The sequence below is a fragment of the Methanobrevibacter sp. genome (genome assembly GCF_045577275.1).
Classification (GTDB): Archaea; Methanobacteriota; Methanobacteria; order Methanobacteriales; family Methanobacteriaceae; genus Methanobrevibacter.
Map to the genome: position 1 here is coordinate 1 of NZ_JAZNIB010000258.1, position 6,034 is coordinate 6,034.

Below are 6,034 nucleotides of genomic sequence, written 5' to 3' on the forward strand. Positions count from 1 at the left end.
CACAATTTTCTATTTTCACAAAATCATTTTTTCATTTTTGCACTACTTTGCTTTTTTTCATTTGCCTTATCTACATCTCAACTTATCAATTTTTATATTATTATTTATACTTTCAGAATTTTAATTAATTGATTAATAATTTTAATACTTTTTAATTTAAACTATTATTTAATAAACTTTCATTATAAAATTTATTACACTCGTTGAAATGTTAAAAATTTTAGTATTTTTTCATAAAAATTTTTAAAAAAAGTGCTTGAAAAATATGAAAATTATAAAATTTATAAATTTTTAAAAATAGTAAATTATGTAAAAAAAATTGAAAAAATTTGATCAATAAAATTAGTAAAAAAATTGAAAAGTTAAAAATGTAAAAATAATAAAATAATTAAAAGTAAAAAAGTAAAAAATAGTAAAAAATAAAAAGGTAGATTTATTCAGTTAAGTAACTGTCTAAATCTATATGAGTATCTTCACAAATGGTTTGTAAAGTTTCATAGAGTTTTTCATCTATTTCTAAACCATTTTCCTCATTTTCAGCAATTCTTCTTACTTCAAGGTCACCTGGTATGAAGGTGTCTCCTGATTCTCTGATTTCTTTGACGAATTCTTCAACTTGTTCTTTGAATGCGTCAATTGAAACGAATTTTGCAGGGTTGATTGCTACAAACAAGTCTCCTTTGTTACAGTCTTCTTTGTAATCTCCAGCAGTACCTGTTACATGAGTACCAAATGCTGCATTTACAAGAGGTCCGCACATGATTTCAATCATGAAGCTTAAAGCGTATCCTTTTACTCCACCAAATGGGAGGATAGAACCGCCTAAAGCAGCTTCCGGATCAGTGGTAGGGTTTCCATCCTTATCGATTGCAGTGTTTGGAGGAATTTCCACACCTTTCCTTTTAGCTTCCAATATTTTTCCTCTAGCACTTACAGCAGTTGCCATATCAACAGCAATGTAAGTTTCAGAAGGGATACCTATAGCTATTGGGTTAGTTCCGAGAATAGCTTTTTTACCACCTAAAGGAGCAACTCCAGGTTCAGTGTTACAGATTACAATACCAATCATATCATTTCTAATAGCTAAGTCAGAGTAATATCCGGTAATTCCAAAGTGGTTTGAATTGAAGGTACCTACTGCAGCAATACCAGTTTCCTTTGCCTTATTGATTGCCATCATCATAGCTTCATGTGCAATGTATTGCCCAAATAAGCTTTTTCCATCAATGAGTGCAATGGAATCTTCATCCTTTACAACTTCGTAGTCACCTTTGGTTTCAATGAAACCGTTTTTGATTCCTCTAATGTATTGTGGGAATCTTCCAAGTCCATGAGAAGTGAAACCTTTTAAGTCAGAGTCTAAAGTCGCTTCAGTAATTATTTTAGCATGATCTTCTTGCACACCTATATTGACTAAGATTTCATTAACAAGTTTTCTTTCGTTTTCAACACTAATCCTCATTCTTTCCCTCCTTTTCTATGATTGGCTTTTGTTGAAAATCTTTGTAAGATTTATTTTTAATGCATTTTTATATTTTTTTTAATTAATTGAATAATTATTTTAGGTAAATTTGTTTAAATTTAGTATTCGATTACAGTTCCTTCAAATGTTTTTACAGTTATCTTTTCTTCGTCAGTAACTGTTCCTACTTTGAAAGCTTCAATATTCTCATTCAATGCTTCTACAACAGCATCAGCCTCTTCAGGACTTGCAATTACGCAGAATCCAACTCCCATATTGAAAACTTTGTACATTTCTTCTAAAGGAACTCCTTGTTCATAGATTAATTTGAAAATGTCTTGTGGTTCAGGATAATCGGTAATGTCAAAACCAATTCCTTTTTTAAGTCTTGAAAGGTTGTTTACTCCACCACCGGTCATGTGAGCAAGACCTTTGATGTTAAAGTCATGTTTTAAGAGCTCTACAATTGCTTTAACATATAATTGGGTCGGTTTCAATAATTCTTCACCGATAGTAGTGTCTGAATTTGGCATTTTATCCTCTACAGTGAATCCTCCGTCTTCAAAGATTGCTCTTCTTGCAAGACTTAATCCGTTACTGTGAATACCACTGCTTCTAAGACCAATCAAGATGTCTCCTGCTTCAATGTCTGCACCTGTAATGATTTTGTCCTTGTCTACAAAACCGATTCCAGTTCCTGCTAAATCGAAGTCTTTTACAATTCCTGGAAGAGAAGCTGTTTCTCCACCGATGATGGCAATTTGTGATTCTTCAGCACCTTTAACAAGACCATCTGCGATTTCTTCAGCTACTTTTGGATCTGGTTCTTCAACAGCCAAGTAGTCTACCAATGCAATAGGTTCTGCACCTACACAAAGGATATCGTTAACTACCATTGCAATCATGTCAATTCCAACGGTGTCATATTTTTCCATCATTTTTGCAACTAATATTTTACTTCCTACACCATCGGTACTCATAGCAATAGCCTTGTCGCCAAGTTCAACCAATGCTGCAAAGTGTCCACTATCAGTTATAATATTTCTGTATTCCAATGTTGGCTGTAATTTTGAAGCTAATTTTGAAACAGTCAATGCTTCTAAATCAATGTCTACACCAGATTCTGAGTAAGTAACCATAAAATTCACCTAATAATAATTTTTTTAAAGTTTTTATTTTTATTTGGCTATTAAATTATTAATAAATAATTAATAATAATTATTTAAATAATAGCTAACATTTTAATATTTGTTTTAGCTATTATTTATATTATATTAAAAATTAATGAAAATTTAATCAATAATCAAAAATTTTTGATTATTGAAGTCTTGTCGCTTCAAGAATAAGTGGAGTTTTAGTCTCAACTTTATAACTTCTGTGAATGCTTGAAGCCAAGTCAACAGTTTTATATGGGTCTCCGTGACAGGTAATGATCTTATCTGGTCTTGGATGTAATCTTTTTGCAAATTCCATCAATTGTCTTCTGTTGGAGTGACCACTGAATCCTTCAATGGTTTTTACTTCCATTTTTACATCGTAGACTCTTGTTTTACCTGTTTCATCTTCAAATGGTAACTCTTTGTGTCCTTTTTGGATTCTTCTACCAAGAGATCCTTCGGATTGGTAACCTACGAAAATAATTGTGTTTCTTTTATCTTCACATAACCATTTGAAGTATTCTACAGAGTTTCCTCCGGTTAACATACCGGAAGTTGAAAGTATGATTGATGGTTCTCCTTCAACAATCTGTTTTCTTTCAGCATTGTTTTGAACCTTATTGAATGATTCTGCTATGAATGGGTTTCTTCCCATATGGAAAATTTGATCTCTCAAATCTTTGCTTAAGTATTCAGGTCTAGCAGTGTGAACTGCAGTTGCTTCCCAAATCATACCGTCAAGGTGGATTGGCACTTCTGAAATCATTCCATGACGCATGTATTCCTCAAGCACAATCATCAATTCTTGCGCCCTTCCTACTGCGAATACAGGAACCAATACTTTTCCACCACGTTTCAAGGTTTTGTAGATGGTTTTCATCAATTCTTTTTCTGCATTGTTTCTTGAAGGGGTCACATCTTCATGTCCACCATATGTACTTTCCATAATACAACTTTCCACTCTTGGGAATCTGGTGGTTGCAGCTTCCAATAATCTGCTTCTTTCGTATTTGAAGTCTCCAGTATAAAGCAAGTTGTGTGCTCCATCACCAATGTGGAAGTGGCACATAGCAGAACCTAAAATGTGTCCAGCATTATGCAAAGTCAATTTAATGTCTGGAGAAATGTCAGTTACTTCACCATAATCAAGAGTGATGGTATGTTTGATCATTTTTTGCACATGCTTTACGTTGAAAGGAAGTGGGTTATTTTCCCTATGTGCAATATCAATGTAATCCAATTGCAATAAGGTCATCAAATCTCTTGTTGCGGTGGTACAGTAAACAGGTCCTTCGTATCCATAGTGGTAAAGGTAAGGAATGAATCCACAGTGGTCCAAGTGAGCGTGAGATACTACAACTGCATCAAGGTCTTGAATTGAAAACTCAGGAACTCCAAGCATTGGGAATGAACTTTTTTCATCTTGACCAGCTACATTTACTCCACAATCGAGCAATACTCTACTGTTTGGAGTTTGAAGTAACATACAAGAACGTCCTACCTCTTTAAATCCTCCCATTGCGGTTAATCTTGTCCATTCATTAGGATATTTTCCGCCTTGGTGGATTCTTGCACCTAAAGTCTGTAAGATTTTCTTTCTTTCCTTACTGTTGCGCATTAAGGTATTTCTGATTCTGTCGATTATGTCAGATCTGATTGGAGGACTTCTTAAAATCTTTGGAGCCCAACCGGTTTTTCTTACGATTTCTCTGGAAGTAACTCCGTACTTTCCAATCACAAGTCCAGGTTTGGTTGCTTCGATAACCACTTCATTTGTCACTTCATCAAAAGTAATGTTGCTTATTTCAGCATCTTCTGGAACGATTTCCCTTACTTTTTGAATGGTTTCTTCATAATCCAATAAAACTGACTTGTCTGATCTGATTATAATTCTTTTTCTAAGTTCTTTTGCTAAGTTTCTGATTAAGTCCCCATTGTCTGCTACAATGTCTGGGTTTTTTGTATATATAACAACCTCGGGACCTTCAAATTCAATATTAGCTAATTGAACTTCATCAGGTAGTTTTTTCATGATTTTTTGTCTTATTTCTTCTAAAACGTTTGAAGCCATATTATCACTTCGAAAAATAGAAGTATAAAATTAGCATATGGTATAAAATCAATATTTCCTTGGATTCTTTATATTATCTTGGAATATTCGTTAAGTAAATTTTGGTTAATTTTTAAATAAGCCGTTCATGGTTTTTTTCAAAAATATCTATTAAATAGACTAGATTTTTAAAGGGCTAATGAAAAAAATATTAAAGAATATTGAATAATCTACGAATCTAATTCAATATTCTCACTTAAATAAACAGCTTGTGTGTCATAAAAAAGATGTTTACTTAATTTATTGCATATACTATCTATACTGTAATATGTAAAATTAGTTGTAAAATAAAGTTAAAAAATAATAATTCGTATATATTTTTTAGCTATTGATTTTTTCAACAATAGATTCAACTTTTAATTGAATTTTTTTATTTATTGATTTTCTCAATAATAGATTCAACTTCTTCTTTTTCTAACATTTTGAATCCGTCTTTAGTAACTTCCGCTACTAAGAATCCATTTCCAGAATAGGTATCTCTTTCTGTAGCTGCTTTGATAGCTCTTAATGCTAATTCTTTAGCTTCTTCTACAGTGATGTCTTCGTGGAATCTGTCTTCAAGAACACCATATGCAAATGTAGAACCTGAACCGGTAGAGATGAAGGTATCTTTAATCATACCACCTGCTGCATCTAAAGAATAAATGGATGCACCAGTGTCATCTACTCCTCCGATAAGAGTTTGTACATATGCAGGTGAGGAGCGTAATATGTTAGAACTTACAGATGCAGCCGCTTCGATACTAATATCCTTACCATTTCTTAATCTGTATAATGCAGTTTCAGCACTGATGATTTTCATTAAACCTTGTGCACCTGCAACAGATCCTGCAATGGTTGCTGCAATATGATTATCAATTTTGAATATTTTTTCAGCTACTTTGTGAGCAACAAGGTTTCCCATACTTGCTCTTCTTTCGCTTGCAAATACAACACCATCTACACAGGTAATACCTACAGTGGTTGTACCTTCAAAAGTGTTTTTATCAGCCATATTAATACACCTCGTATAATAATGTAAAATTAAATTTAAAGCATAAAATAATCTTAAATAATAAATTATAATCTAAAAGTATAAATTTTTAATATACTATTTAAAAATGATTGAAATTATTATTAAAATTAGAAAATCGTTAGGTTTCATTAAGTTATATAAATAGATAAAACTAATTAATGCTTACAATTATAACTCTTTTCCTAACCTATTCATATTATGTTATACATTATATATAATAGTTTCGTTATTTTGGACAATTTTTAAATAATTTCCATCATCTGATTTATTTTATTGTAATTTCTATATTT

At 32.1% G+C, this 6,034-nt stretch carries 4 protein-coding genes; all 4 read right to left on the reverse strand.

Translation table 11 applies throughout. The features are described from left to right. Window positions 1-433: 433 nt before the first annotated feature. The 4 genes from comC to psmB all read right to left on the reverse strand — a co-directional run bounded on the left by comC (window position 434) and on the right by psmB (window position 5,723). The gene (comC, locus tag ACKI67_RS07545) at window positions 434-1,462 is read right to left on the reverse strand and encodes an L-sulfolactate dehydrogenase (RefSeq protein ID WP_407462870.1); all 1,029 of its coding nucleotides are present in this window, start codon (window positions 1,460-1,462) and stop codon (window positions 434-436) included. A 119-nt stretch (window positions 1,463-1,581) separates the two neighbouring features. Next, the gene (purM, locus tag ACKI67_RS07550) at window positions 1,582-2,601 is read right to left on the reverse strand and encodes a phosphoribosylformylglycinamidine cyclo-ligase (protein WP_407462871.1); all 1,020 of its coding nucleotides are present in this window, start codon (window positions 2,599-2,601) and stop codon (window positions 1,582-1,584) included. A 178-nt stretch (window positions 2,602-2,779) separates the two neighbouring features. Continuing rightward, window positions 2,780-4,690 (reverse strand): beta-CASP ribonuclease aCPSF1, encoded by a 1,911-nt coding sequence (locus ACKI67_RS07555; RefSeq protein WP_407462872.1) that lies wholly within the window; start codon window positions 4,688-4,690, stop codon window positions 2,780-2,782. Between the two features lie 409 nt (window positions 4,691-5,099). Further along, complete coding sequence (gene psmB, locus ACKI67_RS07560) at window positions 5,100-5,723, reverse strand: archaeal proteasome endopeptidase complex subunit beta (protein ID WP_407462874.1); 624 nt, start codon at window positions 5,721-5,723, stop codon at window positions 5,100-5,102. Between the last annotated feature and the right edge of the window lie 311 nt (window positions 5,724-6,034).